Consider the following 20322-nt stretch of genomic DNA (forward strand, 5'->3'; position numbering starts at 1 on the left):
AAATTCAGTAAACCACTTCAACGGCAGTGAACGGCGACAGATCATGAAATATGGCGGCGTAGACTTTCTTAGCTGCCTGTACGGCAGTGAACATGGGTTTGGTTTTATTTCTGCTGCGGTGGGTTTTCTTAGCTGCCTGTACGGCAGTGAACTGTTGCAAAACAAATCTATTCGATTGGTTTTAAAAGAACAATTTTTAAATACATCCCTATACCCTTTTTTATCTTATATTTATAACCATTTGAATTTACGGCTACATTTTTCTCACGTCCCAAAAGGGTATAAACCGTACCGGCACGGCCGGCGGCGGCATTCCAGCCTGCTGGGGATATGGGATTTTTTATTAACGCCCACCTTCAAATGCTGACTACTGCATCTGCGGATGGATTGGGTGTATGGTAACGTGGCGATAGCGCTAAAACCGAAACGGGAAGAGAGTGTGGGCAGTGAATTTTGGGCTTTGATAACAATCGGCGGCGCCATTTTATTGGGCGCAATGAGCCCCGGCGCAAGTTTCCTGCTGGTTGCTCAGACGGCCGTATCATCCTCTCGCCGCGTCGCGATAAGCGTATCTGTGGGGATGGGGTTTGGGGCTATGCTGTTCTCCGTTATCGCTCTGGCAGGGATCCATATGTTGCTGATGTTTGTTCCGTGGCTGTATACGGCTTTAAAAGTGGCCGGCGGCTGCTACCTTCTCTGGCAAGCATGCAAGATGTTTCGTCGCTCAATCGGCCCATCAACGAATTCAACGATGGCGACGGAGGCTAGCGCTCGACGGGCATTCGCTACCGGGCTAATGACCCAAATGAGTAACCCGCAAACGGCATTAGTATTCGCGAGTATTTTTACGGCAACGCTTAATGTTCACGTCGAGATATGGATGTATATAACGGTGCCCGTAATGGCGTTCGCTATTGACGTCGTGTGGTATGCGCTGGTCGCTCTGGCCCTTTCCACAGATAAGCCGCGTCGCTTTTATATGAACTATCGTCGTCTGATAGACAGACTGAGCGGTGGAGTCATGTCGGCTTTAGGGCTGCGTTTGTTAATTAAATAATCGCCGGCGGCAATTACCGTCTATCTTGTCGCCAAAAGCCAACGCACAGGCAACTTGAAAAATGACGGGTATATTTCTATTAAATCGATTGCTATAGATATTTTCTTTTCTATACTCAATCGCATACCTCTTTTTTATTGCAAATCGCGCATGCGTTGGCTCTATTCTTCGGTTCTTTTCTGGACCTTGTTCACCCCGGCTACCTGATGTTAGCCATTGGCGCAATGCCGATTTTCTGCAATGTGCGTTGTTTAGGGTATATGGCATATAAAAATATTACGCTTGTTTAATACCTTTGGGGATATTGGAAATGGATGATTCATTTAGCCCATCCGATCTAAAAACTATTTTGCATTCAAAGCGCTCTAATATTTATTACCTGCAATATTGTCGAATTTTAGTGAATGGCGGCCGCGTTGAGTATGTTACCGATGAAGGGAAACAGTCGCTGTATTGGAATATCCCTATCGCGAATACCAGCGTCATTATACTGGGAACTGGAACCTCCATTACTCAGGCAGCGATGCGCGAGTTTGCCCGAGCAGGCGTCATGGTCGGCTTTTGCGGCGGAGGCGGAACCCCGCTGTTTTCGGCCAATGAGGTGGACGTTGATGTTTCATGGCTGACGCCGCAAAGTGAATATCGGCCGACAGAGTATTTACAAGACTGGGTGAGCTTCTGGTTTGATGATGAAAAGCGGCTGGCCGCGGCGGTCGCTTTCCAAAAAATACGCATCGCGCAGATTCGTCGTCACTGGTTGAATAGCCGGATGGAAAGGGAACAGGGATTTACGCTGAGTACCGATAGACTGCTGGCTCTGCTTGAACATTATGAAAACAGCTTGCAGCAGTGTGCCAATAGCAATGACCTTCTGGCGCAGGAAGCGGTGATGACCAAAGCGCTGTATAAACTGGCCGCCAATGCCGTTAATTATGGCGAGTTTGTGCGCGCGAAACGCGGCGGCGGCGTCGACCTGGCTAATCGTTTTCTCGATCATGGCAACTATCTGGCCTATGGATTGGCCGCCGTCGCGACATGGGTGATTGGTTTACCGCACGGGCTGGCGGTTTTACATGGCAAAACCCGTCGCGGCGGGTTGGTGTTTGATGTCGCCGATCTGATTAAAGACGCGCTGATATTGCCGCAGGCTTTTATCGCGGCCATGTCCGGAGACGATGAGCAGGAGTTTCGCCAACGTTGTCTGAACGGTTTTCAACAGGCGGAAGCGCTGGATATCATGATTGAAGCGTTGCAAACCGTTGCCAGCCAATTGAGTCAGGTCGGCCGATGAATATTTTATTGGTTTCCCAATGTAATAAGCGGGCGCTGACGGAAACCCGACGCGTGTTGGATCAATTTGCCGAACGCAAGGGAGAGCGTACCTGGCAGACGGCGATTACCCTGGAAGGGCTGAATACGTTACGTAAGCTGCTGCGTAAAACGGCCCGGCGTAATACCGCGGTTGCCTGTCACTGGATAAAAAGCGCTAACCGCACGGAATTGCTGTGGATCGTCGGCAATCTGCGTCGTTTTAATGCGCAGGGCGTGGTGCCGACGAATACCACCGAACGCGATATTCTGAAATCTCAGGATGAAAACCAGTGGCACAGCGTCGAGGCGATAAGTCTGCTGGCGGCGATCGCCGGGTTGTTTCACGATTTTGGCAAAGCCAATGCGCTATTTCAGCAAGGGCTGTCCGGCAGGGGAAAAACTTTCCAGCCTTATCGGCACGAGTGGGTTTCTCTGCGCCTCTTTCAGGCGTTTGTCGGCGATCGCGATGATCCCGACTGGCTCGCCGCTCTTAGCCGTATCGATATGGCGGATGAAGCCGAACTGCTGAATAGGCTGCGAAAAGACGGTCTTGAGCCGTTTAATAACCCGTTTAAAACGTTGCCGCCGCTGGCCGCGACCGTCGCCTGGCTTATCGTCTCGCATCATCGTCTTCCCGCTTACCCGGCGGCAAAAGAGTATACCTTTCCTCCACGATTGGAAGAGGCCGACAGCTGGCTTACGCAGCAGCTTACCGCCATGTGGAACGCCATCAATATGGATAAGGACGCGTGGAGCGAGCAGGAAAGACGGTCGGTTTGGCGTTTTCCGCACGGTACGCCGATACGCAGCGATACGTGGCGCGGCAAAGCGCGCAAATTCGCCGATCGTGCAAGACAGCTGGGATCGCTGGCGCACTACGGTAGGCTCGGCCAGCGTTTTTCCTGCCATCTGGCGCGCTTGACCCTGATGCTGGCGGATCACCACTACTCTTCGCTCTCCCCAACCGAGGGCTGGCAGGATGCCGGCTACGCCGCCATCGCCAATACCGATCGCAAAACCGGGAAAATAAAACAGAAACTGGACGAACACTGTATCGGTGTCGGACAGAATGCCCTGCTGTTAGGGCGCAGTCTGCCGCAACTGAGGAAAACGCTGCCATCCATTACCCGGCATAAAGGTTTTAAGCAGCGTAGTCCCCGCGCCGAATATCGTTGGCAGGATCGCGCATTCGATCTGGCCTGCGCGCTGCGCGAGCGTTCCGCGGAACAGGGTTTTTTCGGGGTAAATATGGCGTCGACCGGATGCGGCAAGACCTTCGCCAATGCGCGTATTATGTATGGGCTGGCGGATGAAAAGCAGGGATGCCGTTTTTCCATTGCGCTGGGGTTGAGGACGCTGACGCTGCAAACCGGCGATGCGCTGCGGGAAAAATTGACGCTGCAGAATGACGATTTGGCGGTGCTGATCGGTTCGCAGGCGGTGACGCAGTTGCATGAGCTGAAGCGCGGCGTTGTCAATGCCGCAGAGCGTTCGGGCAGCGAATCCGCCGATGCGTTGTTCGCCGAACATCAGTACGTCAGCTACGACGGCAGTCTGGATGATGGCCGTCTCAGCGCCTGGTTAAGCAAAAGTCCGACGCTGCATAAGCTGCTGAGCGCGCCGGTAATGGTGTCCACCATCGATCACCTGATCCCCGCCACCGAAGGCGTGCGCGGCGGCAAACAGATTGCGCCCATGCTGCGGCTGTTGACCTCCGATCTGGTGCTGGATGAGCCGGATGATTTCGACATCGGCGATCTGCCGGCTTTATGCCGTTTGGTGAACTGGGCGGGGATGCTCGGCTCCCGCGTGCTGCTCTCATCCGCCACTTTGCCGCCGGCGTTGATTCAGGCATTGTTTAACGCCTATCGCAGCGGACGGGCCGACTATCAGCAGGCATGCGGTAAGCCGGACATTCCGGTCAACGTTTGTTGCGCCTGGTTTGATGAATATGACGCTCGGCAAAGCGACCATCAAACCGGAAAAACCGTTAAGCCGGCGCATGAGGCTTTCGTGGCGGCGCGGGTGGAAAAGCTGCGCCAGACGCCGGTTCTACGTCTGGCCGAGTTGGTTTCGGTGACGGCAGCCACGGCAAAGAGCGACGATGTGATTGCCGGCGTGGCGGCGAGTTTTCATCAATCGATGATGAGTCTGCATCGGGCTCATCATCAAACGCATGCATCGGGTAAAACCGTATCGCTGGGGTTGATTCGTATGGCGAATATCAACCCGCTGGTCGCCGTGGCGCGATGCCTGCTGACTATGCCTTCGTCCGATGACTACCGCATACATTACTGTGTCTATCACAGCCAACATCCGTTGGCGATGCGCTCTTTTATCGAACGGCGGCTGGATGCCGCGCTCACCCGTTATGAGCCGGACGCTTTATGGCGGATGGAAGAAATTCGGCAGGCGCTGGCGCATGACCGCGAACGGCATCATCTGTTTGTGGTGCTGGCGACCTCTGTCGCGGAGGTGGGCCGGGACCATGATTATGATTGGGCGATTGCCGAACCCAGTTCCATGCGTTCGCTGATTCAGCTTGCCGGGCGAATTCAGCGCCATCGACGGCAGGCGCCCGCCGCGCCGAATCTGCATATCTTGCGCGAAAACGTTAAGGCATTGCGGGGCTGCTACCCGGCTTATCGCCATCCCGGTTTTGAGGCTTCCGATACTTTACTCGTCAGTCATGACCTGTGCGATTTATTGCAGGATGAAGAGTATCGGGCTATCCGCGCGATTCCGCGGATTCAACAACGCCCGTTACTCAGGCCAGCGTTAAGCCTGGTGGATTTGGAACACTATGCGCTGCGCAGAATATTACAGGGCAAAAAAACGGAGACAGACAAATTCTACGCCGCTTTATGGTGGAAAACCTCCGCCGACTGGAGCGGCGAACTGCAACGCCGTACGCCGTTTCGCCAGTTATCTCCGGATGAACAACACTATTTATGGATCGCCGAAGAAGGCGAACCGCCCGAATTTAAAATGCCGGACAGCGACGGCCATGGATGGAAAGCCAGCTATATCTTTCAGCTCGTCGTCGTGACTCCGGCGCAAGGCGTGAGTAGCTGGCTGACGGTGGATTATCAGACGATTTATGTGCAACTGTCGGAAAAACTGGAGATGGAGCTTAGCGCCGTTAGTCAGCGGTTTGGCGAAATAAACTTACCGTTGCGTAATGAAGAGAAAAATGAAAGGTGGCTGTGGCACCCGCTGCTCGGGGTGTTTGGCGCACTCGGGTGAGATAAAAAGGAGAGCAATAATGGAAGAGAGAGGACTAAGCCGGTTTATTATCGATTACATCGAAAACCGCAAACGTCTTAAGCTTGAAGCGGCGGAAAAAAAGTTTGCCGACGATGCACTGGCGGCAGAAGTGCGGGAGATTAATGAACGTTATCAGGTTCAGGCCTGGTTGACCGATGCGGCTTCCCGCGCGGGGCAGATTGGTCTGGCTACGCATGCGCTAAAGTTTACTCATAGCGACGCTAAAGGCAGCAGCGTGTTCAGTATGGCGTCTGTTGAGGAAAACCCAAAATACCTTTCCACCGCCGCGCTCAGACAACCGGAGGTGGACGCGGTGGGAAACGCCGCCGCGCTGGATGTGGCCAAACTGCTGCAGACCGAATATCAGGGCGATTCGCTGGCATCCGCGTTACAGCGCGGCGATACTTCCGCGCTTGCCGCGCTGACGGACGAGCCGCAACGGCTGGTTCTGTGGGTTAACGGTTTTAAACAGGCGCTGACGGATAAAATGCCGAGCTCGCACAAGCTGGCGAAGCAGATCTACTTTCCTTTATCAGACTCGCTTGACGATGAGCAATACCACTTAATCAGTCCGCTGTATTCATCTTCACTGGCGCACGCTTTATATCAGCGTATTACGGCGGAGCGATTTAGCGATGAGGCCAAAGCGATACGCCAGGCCAGAAAAGACAAACGCCGGCATGATGCTATCGAGGTCTCCTATCCCAACCTTGCGGTACAAAATATGGGGGGAACCAAGCCGCAGAATATTTCGTTTCTTAACAGCGGCCGTCGAGGAAAGTCCTACTTATTGCCTTGCGCCGCACCTGTCTGGGAAAGCATCGCGAAGCCGCCGTTACGGCATAAATCTATTTTTCGTCCCCGCGGTGAATTTGAATATCGCGCGCGCCCGGCGGTGCGGCTGATGCGGCAATTTCTACTCAGCGTAAAACCCGTCGGCAGCACCCTGGAGATTCGTCAGCAGCGCGGGGAGTACGCCGATAACATTATTGATAGCCTGTTTAACTATGCGGCAGCCATTCAGAACCTGGAGGCCGGTTGGAGCAGTGACGAAAACTGCGCTCTGAAGCGTTCCCAGCAGCTGTGGCTCGATCCGTACCGGGCGAATTTTGATCGCGATTTTAAATTTGAACGCGAAGGCGATGACTGGAAAAAAGAGGTCGCGCAAGACTTTGGCGTTTGGCTTAACCGTCAACTGGAGCATGAACAACTACGTTTCAGCGAGGTTGAACGACGCGAGTGGTCGACGGCGAATCTTTTTAAGCGCCGGATGCGGGAGTGGGAATCCGCGCTGGCGGAGGAGATATCATGAGCTCGCTGATTATCCTGCGCCATGTGAGGGTGGAAAACGCTAACGCCATTGCCGGGCTAACCTACGGCTTTCCTGCTATTACGCATTTCTTAGGTTACACCCATGCGCTTTCTCGTCGGCTACGGCAAAGTCATCGCTTGACGCTGCATGGCTGTGGCGTGATTTGCCATCAACAGCAGATCCACGCCTATGGCTCCAGTTGGGAGCGCGTTTTCGCGTTGACCCGCAACCCATTAACCAAAGAAGCGAAAACCGCCGCGTTCAATGAAGAAGGCCGGATGCATATGACGGTTTCTTTGCTGATTGAGTGTCGCGGCGCGATTGCCGATGGCGATGAAGGCGCGCGCGTATTGGCGGAACGCTTATCCACGCTATGCGTAAACCAGCGGTTGGCCGGCGGTATTATCACGGAAATCGGTAAAATTGATGTAATGACTTTTCCGTCAAACGAGGCGCAAACGCGCAACGTTATGCGGCGTTTGCTGCCAGGTTATGTGTTGCTGGATCGCCGCGAGCTGTTGAAAAATCATTTTGAGCAATTAAAACGCGCTAATCCCGATGCGGAAATGATCGATGCCTGGTTGGATTTCTCGGCGCTCAAAATGGCGGCGGCGGAAGATAATCCTAACGTCGACAGCGAACAGGTTGACTGGCGTTATTTACCGAAGCCTGCGCCAGGTTATCTGGTGCCGCTGATGACGGGGTACCGGGCTATCTCTCCGCTGTACGCCGCCGGAGAAGTGGATAAGACCCGCGATGCCACCACGCCGTTCTGTTTTGCCGAATCTATTTACGGCATTGGCGAGTGGCGGGGCGCGCATCGCATTGACGATCTTCAGGCGGTGCTCTGGCATTACGATTATCACGAAGGCTGGTATCAGTGTTGCAGTAAGCGCGCCGCTGTCCCCGAAACCTATGACGATCAATTTAACGACGATGATGAATAACGGAAAAAGGATTTAATCATGGCTAAAACAACCATTAAAACGGCGTCGGTCCTGGCATTCGAACGTAAGCTGGCGAATTCCGATGCGCAGATGTTTTCCGGTCACTGGGAGCAGTCTTCAGGCTGGCGGCCGATCGAGATTAAAGAAAAAGCGGTGCGCGGCACTATCTCAAACCGCCAGAAGAACACGCTGGCTAGCGACCCGGCGAAGTTGGATGCTGAGATTCAAAAAGCCAATCTGCAACGCGTCGATGTCGCCGCGCTGCCTTTTGACGCCGATACGCTGAAAGTTAGTTTTTCACTGCGCGTGTTGGGCAATCTGGCCGTGCCTTCCGTCTGCAATGATCAAGAGTACCAGGCTGAGTTATCACGCGTAATAACCGGTTACATCGCCGAACAGGGGTTTGGCTCGCTGGCGGCGCGCTATGCGGAAAATCTGGCTAACGGCCGTTTTTTGTGGCGCAACCGCGTAGGGGCGGATGCGTTGAAAATTCGGGTGGCTCAAGGAGAAAAAAGCTGGACGTTCGATGGCGAAGGTTATTCTTTGCGGCGTTTTAGCACGCCGGAGGGCGATTTGGCGCAATTGGCCGCCGCTATCGAACATGGGCTGGCGGGCGAGGAATCGGCTTTTTTCACCGTCGAAGCGTTTGTGCGCTTGGGGGAAGGGCAGGAAGTTTTTCCTTCACAGGAATTAGTGTTGGATAGCAGCAGTAAAAAAAGCAAGATTCTGTATCAGGTAGATGGTATTGCCGCGCTGCATTCACAAAAGATTGGCAATGCGCTGCGTACGATCGATGACTGGTATCCCGATGCCGCTGAATTAGGGTTGGGGCCCATCGCGGTAGAACCTTATGGTTCGGTGACTAGCCGGGGAAAAGCCTATCGTCAGCCGAAACAGAAAATGGATTTTTACACCTTATTGGATAACTGGGTGACAAAAGGGATCTCACCGGAAAAAGAACAGCAGCATTATGTTATCGCCACGCTGATTCGCGGCGGTGTGTTTGGCGAGAAAGGGGAATAAGGATGCGGGTATGGATCACTTTTTAGAGATAAAGGTACTGCCAGACCCAGAATTTACCGCCTCCGATTTGCTTAATGCGCTGTTTGCCAAATTGCATCGGGCGTTGGGGCGGCGGGGAAAAGGCGATATCGGCGTGAGTTTTCCAGAGGCTGGTAGGAGGCTGGGTGAAAGAATTCGTTTACATGGTTCATTGCCCGCACTAACGGAACTACAAAGCGCTAGCTGGTTGAAAGGATTGCGGGACTATACGCAATCCAGCGACATTCATCCGGCGCCTGACGGGGTAAAGTTTCGTACTGTGCAACGCGTTCAGGTAAAAAGCAGCGCGCTGCGTTTACGACGTCGTTCGGTACGCAAAGGATGGTTGACTGAGCAACAGGCCGAAGAACGGATACCGTTTACCTGTGAAAAACGCACCAATTTGCCGTTTCTACAGTTAAAAAGCTTGTCATCCGGCGAGATGTTCAGGCTGTTTATCTTACAGGGGCCGCTTCAGGATACGCCGGTTACCGGGGCGTTTAGCTCATACGGATTGAGTGCGACCGCAACTGTACCATGGTTTTGACCCTTTTTTTTCGGTCAATCTTAACCAATTGATTTTATATAAGGTTGATCGGAATTCAGGAAAAAGGGTTTTCTATCGTATAAAAATTTTTTTCTTTAACAATCAGGTAAGAGAGATTATTTTCTAACGGTTCACTGCCGTACAGGCAGCTCAGAAAGTCAGTGCGTTATCGAGATCTGAAACCCCTGAGTTCACTGCCGTACAGGCAGCTCAGAAATCTCAACAGCAGGATAACCGCGACCGCTTTACGTTCACTGCCGTACAGGCAGCTCAGAAATGGAGCGCGGCGATTGGTCATCTGACTGAGAAGTTCACTGCCGTACAGGCAGCTCAGAAAGATGAGCAAAAAAACTGGCTGTCTATCTGCGCGTTCACTGCCGTACAGGCAGCTCAGAAAACAGGTACCGGAAAGGCGGTAATGCGCTAATAGTTCACTGCCGTACAGGCAGCTCAGAAAAATATTCGAACCCCAGGTTTAACAGGGAAAAAGTTCACTGCCGTACAGGCAGCTCAGAAAGACGGCAGCCTGCACAAAGAACCCCGTTCGATGTTCACTGCCGTACAGGCAGCTCAGAAAGGCATGTGGATCGCAGAAGACGATGGCGTACTGTTCACTGCCGTACAGGCAGCTCAGAAAACAAAATTAGCGCGGTGTGGTCGCAGCCATCAGTTCACTGCCGTACAGGCAGCTCAGAAAATTGCCAACAGCCAAACTCGCGCAGAGGGCTAGTTCACTGCCGTACAGGCAGCTCAGAAATTCTGTGAAACGGCCCCGTTCATCCCGGCCGTGTTCACTGCCGTACAGGCAGCTCAGAAAGCTTGAAGATCTGACCCGCAGACGCAACTATACGTTCACTGCCGTACAGGCAGCTCAGAAAGGTGAAATCTTCCGCACCAAGATATCGATACCGTTCACTGCCGTACAGGCAGCTCAGAAACAGGCCAGATCGCCGTGACTGACGCCGCGCGAGTTCACTGCCGTACAGGCAGCTCAGAAATGAAATGCTCACCCACCTGGCTACTGTTTGGTGTTCACTGCCGTACAGGCAGCTCAGAAAAGCAGCGGCAGCCTTTGCCGTTCCACCTGCTGGTTCACTGCCGTACAGGCAGCTCAGAAATGGCGTTGGTGGGAATGCTGCAAGTATAACGGGTTCACTGCCGTACAGGCAGCTCAGAAATGTTTGCCTTTACGTTTACGCTGTTTTTTCTTGTTCACTGCCGTACAGGCAGCTCAGAAAGTATTGTGCCATCTGCCGAGCGCAACGCATGGGTTCACTGCCGTACAGGCAGCTCAGAAATGTACTGCGAGCGCCGCTGAGTTGATTATTAAGTTCACTGCCGTACAGGCAGCTCAGAAACATGTGAGGCGCAAAGTCTGTGATATTGAAAGGTTCACTGCCGTACAGGCAGCTCAGAAAAAAAACATCAAAGGGAGACTCACACGCATGAAGTTCACTGCCGTACAGGCAGCTCAGAAATATACGCCCGAAGTCGCAGCAGTGCCTTGCGTGTTCACTGCCGTACAGGCAGCTCAGAAATACACTACGATGACCACGCAGCCGGATTACTGGTTCACTGCCGTACAGGCAGCTCAGAAACGGACAGTGATGAGTTTAGTCGAATCACCACGGTTCACTGCCGTACAGGCAGCTCAGAAATTGCCGCCCAAATAAGCCGGGCCGGTAAGATAGTTCACTGCCGTACAGGCAGCTCAGAAAGGGCATTATTAGCCAATATTGCCAACGGTAAAGTTCACTGCCGTACAGGCAGCTCAGAAAATACGCGTCAGCCTGCGCATGCCAGCCGCAACGTTCACTGCCGTACAGGCAGCTCAGAAAAGCGGGACAGTCAGTGAGCATGTCATTCTTGTGTTCACTGCCGTACAGGCAGCTCAGAAATTGTTCATCATAAACGGCGTCTACGGCTTCCCGTTCACTGCCGTACAGGCAGCTCAGAAATTAGGTATGCTGCATACCCATTGGTCAAGTGCGTTCACTGCCGTACAGGCAGCTCAGAAATTGATAATTTGCCAGGGGTTGACGTTGGGCAGGTTCACTGCCGTACAGGCAGCTCAGAAATGGACCGCCATAACAGACGAGCGCAGGCACATGTTCACTGCCGTACAGGCAGCTCAGAAAGAAAGTGGCGGAACCCATGCTCAACATGATTGGTTAACTGCCGTACAGGCAGTGTAAAAAGGCGATGTAAGGAATAAAAGGCGAGCGGCAATGTTTTTACACTGTACGACATCCCGCTCTCGCCCGTTAATATTGTAGCGTGCGAGTTTAATAAAACGGCGGAATAGCCAGTGCGTCGTCTGGAAACGACAGCAGCCTCGCGCCAGGCGAAACCGCTGTCGGCGGCGAGATTAGTCGAACCGAATGCAGGTCGCGCCCTGCTCGGCGCCCGACAGCTGTTCGCGCAGGGCGCCAAACAACTCCCGTCCGCAGCCGATATGCTGCGCGGAGAGATCCGGCTGCTCGATCTGGCGGGCAGCCAGCTCCGCGGCGTCGATTAATACGCTCAGTTCGCCCGTTTGGCCGTTGACGCGAACCCTATCGCCATCGCGCAGTTTGGCCAGCGCGCCGCCGGTATAGGCTTCCGGCGTGACGTGGATGGCCGACGGCACTTTGCCTGACGCGCCCGACAGGCGGCCATCGGTCACCAGCGCCACTTTATAACCGCGATCCAGCAGTACGCCCAGCGGCGGCATCAATTTATGCAGCTCCGGCATGCCGTTGGCGCACGGCCCCTGATAGCGAACGACGATCACGCAATCCCGATCCAGTTTTCCGGCTTCAAACGCCGGGCCGACATCGTGCTGGCTGTGAAAAATAACGGCCGGCGCTTCGATGATTTGATTTTCCACCGGCACCGCGGAGGTTTTCATCACCGCGCGCCCCAGGTTGCCGGTCAAGACTTTTGTGCCGCCGTGGCGGGCAAACGGTTTTTCAAAGCTGGCGATTACGCTCTCATCCAGCGACGCCTGCGGCCCCTCGCGCCAGGCCAGTTGGCCGTTGTCCAACCAGGGTTCATGCGTATAGCGGCTCAGGCCGAATCCGGCGACGGTGTTCACATCTTCATGCAGCAGGCCGCCTTTCAGTAGTTCGCGTACCAGTATCGCCACGCCGCCGGCGGCTTGAAAATAGTTAATATCGGCGGGCCCGTTAGGGTAGATGCGGCACAACTGCGGCACGATATCGGACAGGTCGGAGAAATCATCCCAGTTGATGATGATGCCCGCCGCGCGCGCCATGGCGACCAGATGCATGGTGTGGTTGGTGGAGCCGCCGGTCGCCAGCAGCGCCACGATACCGTTCACCACCACTTTCTCGTCTATCAGTCTGCCGATGGGCATGAAACTGTCCGCGTTCTGCGTCAGGCGGGTAATTTGGCTACCGGCCGCATCCGTCAGGGCATCGCGCAGCGCGGTGCCGGGCGGCACGAAAGAGGCGCCGGGCAAATGCAGGCCCATAACCTCCACCACCATCTGATTCGAGTTGGCGGTGCCGTAAAACGTGCAGGTTCCGGCGCTATGGTAGGAGGCGGATTCGGACTCCAGCAGAGCCTGGCGATCCAGCTTGCCTTCCGCATACAGCTGGCGGATGCGCACCTTTTCTTTATTCGGCAAGCCGCTGGGCATCGGGCCGGCGGGAACGAAGATCGCCGGCAGGTGGCCGAACGACAGCGCGGCCATCACCAGACCGGGAACGATTTTATCGCAGATCCCCAGATACAGCGCGCCGTCGAACATATTGTGCGATAGCCCCACCGCCGCCGACATGGCGATCACATCGCGGCTCATCAGCGACAGTTCCATACCGTCCTGCCCCTGGGTGACGCCATCGCACATCGCCGGAACGCCCGCCGCGACCTGTCCGACGGCGCCGACCCGATGCAGCGCCTGTTTCAGCCGCTCCGGGTATGTTTCATAAGGCTGGTGAGCCGACAACATATCGTTATACGAGGTCACGATGGCGATATCGTTGCGCAGCATATTCATGAGTGCGGCTTTATCGTCGGGCTGGCAGGCGGCAAAACCGTGCGCCAGATTGCCGCAAGCCAATTGGGAACGGTGTACCGTCTGGCCGCAGGCCGCGTCGATGCGTGCAAGATAGCGGCCGCGCGTTTTGCGGGAGCGTTCAATAATTCGCTGAGTAATACGAGATACGGTGGGATTCATAATATACATTCCTTACACGACACACGCCGTACAGCATTAAATTTTTAATTTAAAATCATGTGATTAATCGAATTTTTCACTTTGGCTTTTACAGCAGAGCAAAGGCGATCATGCCAACCAGCGCACCGGTGGTGCCCAGGATGGTTTCCATTATCGTCCATGTTTTTAGCGTCTGGATTTCGCTCGCGCCGGTCAGCTTGCCGAACAGCCAGAAACCGGCATCGTTCACATGGCTCAGCACAATCGCGCCGCCGCCGATGCAAACCGCCAACGCCGCTATCCGCGCATCGCTGAAGTGCAGCGCCTCAACCACCGGCATAATCAGCCCCACGGTGGTCAGGCAGGCGACGGTGGCCGAGCCCTGAATAATGCGGATGGCCGCCGATAGCACGAAACAGGCGATAGGGATGGGCAAACCGGTGCCGATCAGCGCGTTGCCCAATGCCGGGCCTACGCCGGAATCGACCAACACCTGTTTGAATACGCCGCCGGCTCCCGTCACCAGCAGAATGATCCCGGCGGGCTGCAGCGCGGCGGAGCAGATATCCATCACCTGCGCTTTACTCATCCCCTGACGGCGGGCAAGTCCATAGATAGCCAGTAAACAGGCCAGCAAGATGGAAATAAACGGGTGGCCAATCAGCTCCATCCAGTCGTAAAGCGCGGAGCCTTGTTCCACGAATAGCGTGCCGATGGTTTTCATCCCCACCAGCACCAGGGGAAACAGCACCAGCGCGACGCTAAAACCAAAGGACGGCATCGCCTTGCTGTTAAGCGAGGGCTCGTCCATTTCACTTTGCGGGATAGGGATTGTAACATACTGGCTGATGAAACGGCCGAACAGCGGCCCCGCCACCAGCATTCCGGGGATGGCGGCGGCAAGGCCGATGGCGATCATCCAGCCGAAATCCGCGTGCATCTGAGAAGCCAGCAGCATGGGCGTCGGGCCCGGAAGTAAAAACGCGGCGGCGGCGGCGACCCCGGCAAATAGCGGAATCAGCAGCTTGACCAGGTTGCCGTCAGTACGGCGGGCGACCGCAAAGACCATACCGATTAGCAGCATAATGGCGACTTCGAAGAATAGCGGCAGCGCGCAGATCAGACCGACTACCCCGAGGGCCAGATAGGCCCGGCTTTCGCCGAACCAGCCGACCATACGTCTGGCGATTTGATCGAGCGCGCCGGTTTCATGCAGAATGCGGCCGAACATCGACCCCAGCGCCACCACGACGGCGAGAAAACCGAGCGTACCGCCCATTCCTTTTTCCATGGTGCCGGCGATATCCGTCAGCGGCATACCGGAAAACACCCCCGTTCCCACGGAAACCAAAAGCAGGGCGACGAAGGCATGCATCCGTACTTTCATGACCAGAAACAGCAACAGCAGTACCGAACCCACCGCGGTGAGCACCAGCGTCAAGGTTTCCATCATTCCTGATCCCTGGCCTGCCGAATGATTTTCACCGCGTCGGTCACGACGCCCTCCAGGGACTGGTTGATATCGACGGTATACACATCCGTTTCCTGCGCATCCGGTTCCTGTAAGGTCTCAAATTGGGATACCAGCATCTGAGGTTTGAAAAAGTGGCCTTTACGGGCCTTCAGGCGCTGCTCAATAACGTCGAAACTGCCTTTCAGATAGATAAACGACACGTTTTGATTGCCGGCGCGCAGTTCATCGCGATAGTTCTGTTTCAGCGCCGAGCAGACCAGCAGGGAGATCTCATTGGTTCGCTGCATGGCGAAAATGGCGTCATTCAACGCCCGCAGCCAGGGCGCACGGTCGAGATCGTTGAGTGAATGGCCGGAAGCCATTTTGCTGATGTTGGCGCGCGGATGCAGGAAATCCCCGTCGAGGCTGGCGGCGCCCAGTCGAGCGGCGATGGCGCTGGCTACGGCGGATTTACCGCTGCCGGATACGCCCATCAAAATAAAAACGTGATGTGCTTTTTTCTGTTCAGTACTCATTTGTTGATACACGCCAGCTTACGCCCGGCTCTCCTGTCGTATAGGGTCAGAACGAATATTGTTACCGGTAACAATATTCGTTCTGAAGACTAAAAAAGGCAATGGGATTGATTAATTCCACACAAAAAATGTGACGAAATTCAAATAATGCCTTTTAGGCCAACGGCGTTCGGTATGCGCAAAGCGGGGTAAAAAGCGGTGCTTTGGCCGCTGCGGTATAAGGGGTAATTTGGATAATATGCTGATATATAAGGTTAATTTTTAACGATGGCGCGGCGAGGCGGCAGGGGAACAAAAAAACAGGCGCCGCCTCCAGGCGGCGCCTGCATGCGCTTTACTGAACGGCGGCGAAAGCCGCGGCGACGCGCTGAACGTTATCGTGATTCAGACCGGCCATGCACATGCGGCCGCTGGAGATCAGATAGACGCCAAACTCCTCGCGCAGGCGGTCAACCTGTTCCGGGCTGAAGCCGGTATAGCTGAACATGCCGCGCTGGGTCAGCAGGTAATCGAAATTGCGCGCCGGCAGCGCCTCTTTCAGCGCGGCGACCAGCGTTTGGCGCATTGCTAGAATACGCGTGCGCATCTCTTCCACTTCGGCGCGCCAGTCGGCGTTCAGCCCCGCGTCATTGAGCACTCTGGATACCACCTGAGCGCCGAAATTCGGCGGCGTGGAGTAGTTGCGGCGTACGGTCGCCTTCAACTGCCCCAGTACGCGCTGCGCGGTTTCGGCATCTTCGCAGACTACGGAGAGGCCGCCCACGCGTTCGCTGTACAGCGAGAAGATTTTAGAGAAAGAGTTGGCGATCAGAGCCGGAATGCCCGTGCTGGCGATCGCGCGGATGGCGTAGGCGTCTTGGTCGATGCCGGCGCCAAAGCCCTGATAGGCGATATCCATAAACGGAATCAGTTCACGGCTGATAAGCACTTCGATAATGCGATCCCACTGCTCGTTGGTTAGATCGGAACCGGTTGGGTTATGGCAGCAGGGGTGCAGCAGCACAATGCTCTGCGCCGGCAACTGTTGCAATGCGGACAGCATGGCGTCGAAATTCACGCCCAGGCTCTCGGCGTCGAAATAGGGGTAGGTGTGGACGTTAAAACCGGCGCCGGAGAAAATCGCGATATGGTTTTCCCAGGTGGGGTCGCTGACCCACACTTCCGAATTCGGGAAATAGCGTTTCAGGAAATCGGCGCCGACTTTCAGCGCGCCCGAACCGCCCAGCGTCTGGATGGTGGCGATGCGGCCGGCGGTCAGCGCCGGGTGACCGGCGTCGAACAGCAGGTGCTGAATGGCGCTGCGGTAAGAGTGCAGCCCTTCCATCGGTAGATAGGAGCTGGCGATTTTAGGCTGCTGCTCCAGATACTCTTCGGCCGCGCTGACGGCGCGGAGCTGGGGGATGATATTCTGCTCGTTGTAGTACAGACCGATGCTCAAATTCACCTTGTCCGCGCGCGGATCCTGCTTGAATTTTTCCATTAGCGACAGAATCGGATCGCCGGCGTAGGCATCAACTTTTTGAAACACAGCGTAACTCTCCTGGATAGGGTATATAGATATCGGGTAATGCGACGGCGCGGGTTCGGGCCGTCAAGCCGCGTAGCGGCCGGGGCGATGATTCATCGCGATAATCAGGTTGAGAATGGTCGCGCCCAGAATCGAAGCGATCAGCATGGGTATGCTTACCACGAACAGGGAAGCCAGCACAATCACAATGTCCACCCCCATTTGTAATTTTCCCGCGCGGATCCCGTATCTATCCTGAAGGTAGAGCGCCAGAATGTTCACGCCGCCCAGACTGGCCTTGTGGCGGAACAGCACGATGAATCCCAGCCCCATAATAACGCTGCCGAACAGCGTGGCGTAGAACGGATTCAGCTTATCCATATGAATAAACAGCGGATGAAGGTCGGAAAACAGGGAAACCAGCGCCACGGCGCAAAACGTTTTAATGGTGAATTTCCAGCCCATTCGGCGGATAGCCAGATAATAGAACGGCAGGTTCAGCAGAAAAAACGCCGTACCGAAGGAGATATGGGTCAGGTAATGGAGAAGAAAGGCCATTCCCGCGGTACCGCCGGTCAGCGCCCCGGACTGACGTAACAACACGACGCCGAAAGAGACCATCAGCGTGCCAATCAGGATGGCCAGAACATCTTCCGACAGGGAATGTGACAAATTTTCTGTAGCGATAACGTTATCCATGATGGCGGCTCAATAGGTAGTGAACAGAACGATAAAACTCGGAGATATTAAGCAAAAATTACACCATGTCACAGGTTGGCGGGGCGTCTGCGGGCAGGGATAAGCGTAACTTATTGAATTGTAAATAACAAAAAATGCATAAATATTGCATGCAATGGCTTTTTTTGCGTGGTTTGTGTGTTTTGGGTTTATTTATGCATGAATCGATTGGCGACGTGCACCGGCAAGGCGCACGACGCCCCATGTTAGGGCAACGGGGGCGCTTCCGGCGTCATCAGGCCGTTTTCCTTGAGGCGATTAAGCACCACGGAGGTTTTCAGGTGCGCCACGCTCTGGTTTTGCGACAGAATCTGGCTGATTAACGCGCTCAGCGCCGGCAGGTCCGCCACCGCGACTTTCAGTAGATAATCGGCGTCCCCGGTGGTTTTGTAGGCGTCGATAATGGCGTCGACTTCCCCCAGCATGCGGTGAAAGCTCTCAACATAATCGTTGGTATGGTTAATCAGCCGCACTTCGATCAGCCCCAGGCACTCCAGGCCGACCGCGTTGGGGGAAAGGCGGGCGTGGTAGCCAAGAATAAGCTGCGCCTGCTCCAGCGCAATACGGCGGCGGGAACACTGGGAGGCGGAAAGCCCCACCAGTTCGCTCAGCTCCTGATTGGTGAGACGCGCGTTGGACTGCAACAGCGTCAGAATTTTCAGATCAAAGTCATCAATGTGGTACATGGTTCCCCCAAACGGCGCCGAATCATCAAGAACACAGACTAACAGCTTTTTATCCCGCTTTGTCTATCGCCGCCGGCCAGGCAGGCTATCATGGCCGGCGCAACCTGCACCATTATGGATCGTTATCATGCGTAAAAAACGCCTGGTTGTTTATTTTCATGCGAAAAATGATTCTTTTATGCACCGTGTAAACATTTAATGTTTTTTAATGCATGATTCGTGAAATAAAGATAAATATAAATTATCAGCTTTTTCATTGCGTTATCCCTTTCCCCGACGAAACGCGGCGGCGAAACGATCGCGGCTGGCCTGATAGTTGCTAAGCCGGTGAACAGACTTTTCCATTTTTTATCGGGATAAACTCATGGACAAACAGCAGTCAGAGGGCCAGTTGAAGAGAGGCCTGAAAAACCGTCATATCCAGCTTATCGCCCTGGGCGGCGCGGTGGGCACCGGCCTTTTCCTGGGGATTGCGCAAACCATTAAAATGGCCGGGCCGTCGGTGCTGCTCGGCTATGCCATTGCCGGAGCGATCGCTTTTTTCATTATGCGCCAGCTGGGGGAGATGGTGGTGGAAGAGCCGGTGGCCGGCTCATTCAGCCATTTCGCGCATAAGTATTGGGGCGGTTTCGCCGGCTTTATGTCCGGTTGGAATTACTGGGTGCTTTATGTCCTGGTCAGTATGGCCGAGTTAAGCGCGGTCGGCATCTATGTTCAATACTGGTGGCCGGATATTCCGACCTGGGTATCGGCAGCGGTTTTTTTCGTGCTGATTAACGCCATCAACCTGACCAACGTGAAAGTTTACGGCGAGATGGAGTTCTGGTTTTCCATTATCAAAGTGGCGGCGATCGTCGGTATGATCCTGTTCGGCGGCTATCTGCTGATCGGCGGCGCCGGCGGGCCGGAAGCCGGCGTGGCGAACCTGTGGCGGCACGGCGGGTTTTTCCCCAACGGCATCGGCGGCATGGTGATGGCGATGGCGGTGATTATGTTCTCTTTCGGCGGCCTGGAGCTGGTGGGCATTACGGCGGCGGAAGCCGATAACCCGGAAAGCAGCATTCCGCGCGCGACCAATCAGGTGATTTATCGTATCCTGCTGTTTTACGTCGGCGCGCTGGCGGTGCTGCTGTCGCTCTACCCGTGGCCGAAAGTCGTCGAGGGCGGCAGCCCGTTCGTGCTGATTTTCCATGCGCTGAACAGCGACGTTGTGGCGACCGTGCTGAACCTGGTGGTGCTGTCTGCCGCGCTGTCGGTGTACAACAGCTGCGTCTATTGCAACAGCCGTATGCTGTTCGGCCTGGCGAAGCAGGGGAATGCTCCGCAGGCGCTGCTGAAGGTGAACAAGGGCGGGATTCCGCTGATGGCGCTGGGCGTGTCGGCGCTGGCGACGGCGCTGTGCGTATTGCTCAACTATGTGATGCCGGGTAAAGCGTTTTCGCTGTTGATGGCGCTGGTGGTTTCCGCGCTGGTGATCAACTGGGCGATGATCTGCATTACGCACCTGAAATTTCGGATGGCTAAAAAGCGGGCGGGGGAAGAGACCCGGTTTAAAAGCCTGGGCTATCCGGCCACCAATATCATCTGCCTGCTGTTTCTGTTCGGAATTCTGGTGGTGATGGCGATAACGCCGGGTATTCAGATTTCGGTCTGGCTGATCCCGTTCTGGCTGCTGGTGCTGGCGGTTAGCTATGCGATTAAAAATAAAAAACGTTCTTTGTCCGCATTGGCCGTAAAGGCGGATTGCTGATCGTTGTC

The 20322-nt window shown here is 54.8% G+C and carries 15 protein-coding genes and 1 CRISPR repeat array; of the genes, 9 read left to right on the forward strand and 6 right to left on the reverse strand.

Annotated features, from left to right (window positions below; all coding sequences use genetic code 11):
- The 8 genes from VSX58_RS17340 to cas6f form a co-directional block, all read left to right on the forward strand.
- A partial coding sequence (locus VSX58_RS17340) for a hypothetical protein (protein ID WP_327619187.1) occupies nucleotides 1–367 on the forward strand: 367 nt, incomplete at its 5' end.
- A gap of 72 nt (nucleotides 368–439) precedes the next feature.
- Nucleotides 440–1057, forward strand: coding sequence for a LysE family translocator (locus tag VSX58_RS17345; RefSeq protein WP_327619188.1), 618 nt, complete (start codon nucleotides 440–442; stop codon nucleotides 1055–1057).
- Between the two features lie 310 nt (nucleotides 1058–1367).
- A complete protein-coding gene (gene cas1f / locus VSX58_RS17350; protein WP_327619189.1) occupies nucleotides 1368–2348 on the forward strand; it encodes a type I-F CRISPR-associated endonuclease Cas1f in 981 nt (326 codons plus the stop codon).
- Nucleotides 2345–5614: a type I-F CRISPR-associated helicase Cas3f gene (gene cas3f / locus VSX58_RS17355; protein ID WP_327619190.1), complete on the forward strand. Its 3270-nt coding sequence runs from the start codon at nucleotides 2345–2347 to the stop codon at nucleotides 5612–5614. The genes cas1f and cas3f overlap by 4 nt, the downstream gene beginning before the upstream one ends.
- Nucleotides 5615–5633: 19 nt before the next feature.
- A complete protein-coding gene (gene csy1 / locus VSX58_RS17360; RefSeq protein ID WP_327619191.1) occupies nucleotides 5634–6947 on the forward strand; it encodes a type I-F CRISPR-associated protein Csy1 in 1314 nt (437 codons plus the stop codon).
- The gene (csy2, locus tag VSX58_RS17365; protein WP_327619192.1) at nucleotides 6944–7894 is read left to right on the forward strand and encodes a type I-F CRISPR-associated protein Csy2; all 951 of its coding nucleotides are present in this window, start codon (nucleotides 6944–6946) and stop codon (nucleotides 7892–7894) included. Before csy1 ends, csy2 begins: the two co-directional genes overlap by 4 nt.
- Nucleotides 7895–7912: 18 nt before the next feature.
- Complete coding sequence (gene csy3 / locus VSX58_RS17370; RefSeq protein ID WP_327619193.1) at nucleotides 7913–8917, forward strand: type I-F CRISPR-associated protein Csy3; 1005 nt, start codon at nucleotides 7913–7915, stop codon at nucleotides 8915–8917.
- Between the two features lie 10 nt (nucleotides 8918–8927).
- The gene (gene cas6f, locus VSX58_RS17375) at nucleotides 8928–9482 is read left to right on the forward strand and encodes a type I-F CRISPR-associated endoribonuclease Cas6/Csy4 (RefSeq protein WP_327619194.1); all 555 of its coding nucleotides are present in this window, start codon (nucleotides 8928–8930) and stop codon (nucleotides 9480–9482) included.
- Nucleotides 9483–9611: 129 nt separating this feature from the next.
- A CRISPR array of direct repeats spans nucleotides 9612–11680; the repeat unit is 28 nt; unit sequence GTTCACTGCCGTACAGGCAGCTCAGAAA.
- Nucleotides 11681–11850: 170 nt separating this feature from the next.
- On the opposite strand, the gene edd is transcribed toward cas6f, so the two are convergent.
- The 6 genes from edd to VSX58_RS17405 form a co-directional block, all read right to left on the reverse strand.
- Complete coding sequence (gene edd, locus VSX58_RS17380) at nucleotides 11851–13665, reverse strand: phosphogluconate dehydratase (RefSeq protein WP_327619195.1); 1815 nt, start codon at nucleotides 13663–13665, stop codon at nucleotides 11851–11853.
- A gap of 88 nt (nucleotides 13666–13753) precedes the next feature.
- Nucleotides 13754–15094, reverse strand: coding sequence for a gluconate transporter (gene gntU, locus VSX58_RS17385; protein ID WP_327619301.1), 1341 nt, complete (start codon nucleotides 15092–15094; stop codon nucleotides 13754–13756).
- On the reverse strand, nucleotides 15094–15633 hold the full coding sequence (gene gntK / locus VSX58_RS17390; protein ID WP_327619196.1) for a gluconokinase: 540 nt from the start codon (nucleotides 15631–15633) through the stop codon (nucleotides 15094–15096). Before gntK ends, gntU begins: the two co-directional genes overlap by 1 nt.
- Nucleotides 15634–15967: 334 nt before the next feature.
- A complete protein-coding gene (locus tag VSX58_RS17395) occupies nucleotides 15968–17161 on the reverse strand; it encodes an amino acid aminotransferase (RefSeq protein ID WP_327619197.1) in 1194 nt (397 codons plus the stop codon).
- A 63-nt stretch (nucleotides 17162–17224) separates the two neighbouring features.
- Nucleotides 17225–17839: a YitT family protein gene (locus tag VSX58_RS17400; RefSeq protein WP_327612070.1), complete on the reverse strand. Its 615-nt coding sequence runs from the start codon at nucleotides 17837–17839 to the stop codon at nucleotides 17225–17227.
- 245 nt (nucleotides 17840–18084) lie between these two features.
- A complete protein-coding gene (locus VSX58_RS17405) occupies nucleotides 18085–18564 on the reverse strand; it encodes an Lrp/AsnC family transcriptional regulator (protein ID WP_327612069.1) in 480 nt (159 codons plus the stop codon).
- Nucleotides 18565–18928: 364 nt separating this feature from the next.
- Between VSX58_RS17405 and VSX58_RS17410 the strand changes: the two genes are divergently transcribed.
- Nucleotides 18929–20314 carry an amino acid permease gene (locus VSX58_RS17410; protein WP_327619198.1) on the forward strand — a complete coding sequence of 462 codons (1386 nt, stop codon included), beginning with the start codon at nucleotides 18929–18931 and terminating at the stop codon, nucleotides 20312–20314.
- The last annotated feature ends 8 nt before the right edge of the window (nucleotides 20315–20322 follow it).

It is taken from the genome of Brenneria populi (assembly GCF_036016195.1).
In the GTDB taxonomy this organism is placed as follows: domain Bacteria; phylum Pseudomonadota; class Gammaproteobacteria; order Enterobacterales; family Enterobacteriaceae; genus Brenneria; species Brenneria populi.

Bases quoted from the DNA above. Each gene is read 5' to 3' on its own strand.
- cas1f (WP_327619189.1), top strand. From the start codon at position 1,368: ATGGATGATTCATTTAGCCCATCCGATCTAAAAACTATTTTGCATTCA.
- cas3f (WP_327619190.1), top strand. From the start codon at position 2,345: ATGAATATTTTATTGGTTTCCCAATGTAATAAGCGGGCGCTGACGGAA.
- csy1 (WP_327619191.1), top strand. From the start codon at position 5,634: ATGGAAGAGAGAGGACTAAGCCGGTTTATTATCGATTACATCGAAAAC.
- csy2 (WP_327619192.1), top strand. From the start codon at position 6,944: ATGAGCTCGCTGATTATCCTGCGCCATGTGAGGGTGGAAAACGCTAAC.
- csy3 (WP_327619193.1), top strand. From the start codon at position 7,913: ATGGCTAAAACAACCATTAAAACGGCGTCGGTCCTGGCATTCGAACGT.
- cas6f (WP_327619194.1), top strand. From the start codon at position 8,928: ATGGATCACTTTTTAGAGATAAAGGTACTGCCAGACCCAGAATTTACC.
- edd (WP_327619195.1), bottom strand. From the start codon at position 13,665: ATGAATCCCACCGTATCTCGTATTACTCAGCGAATTATTGAACGCTCC.
- gntU (WP_327619301.1), bottom strand. From the start codon at position 15,094: ATGGAAACCTTGACGCTGGTGCTCACCGCGGTGGGTTCGGTACTGCTG.
- gntK (WP_327619196.1), bottom strand. From the start codon at position 15,633: ATGAGTACTGAACAGAAAAAAGCACATCACGTTTTTATTTTGATGGGC.
- VSX58_RS17400 (WP_327612070.1), bottom strand. From the start codon at position 17,839: ATGGATAACGTTATCGCTACAGAAAATTTGTCACATTCCCTGTCGGAA.
- VSX58_RS17405 (WP_327612069.1), bottom strand. From the start codon at position 18,564: ATGTACCACATTGATGACTTTGATCTGAAAATTCTGACGCTGTTGCAG.
- VSX58_RS17410 (WP_327619198.1), top strand. From the start codon at position 18,929: ATGGACAAACAGCAGTCAGAGGGCCAGTTGAAGAGAGGCCTGAAAAAC.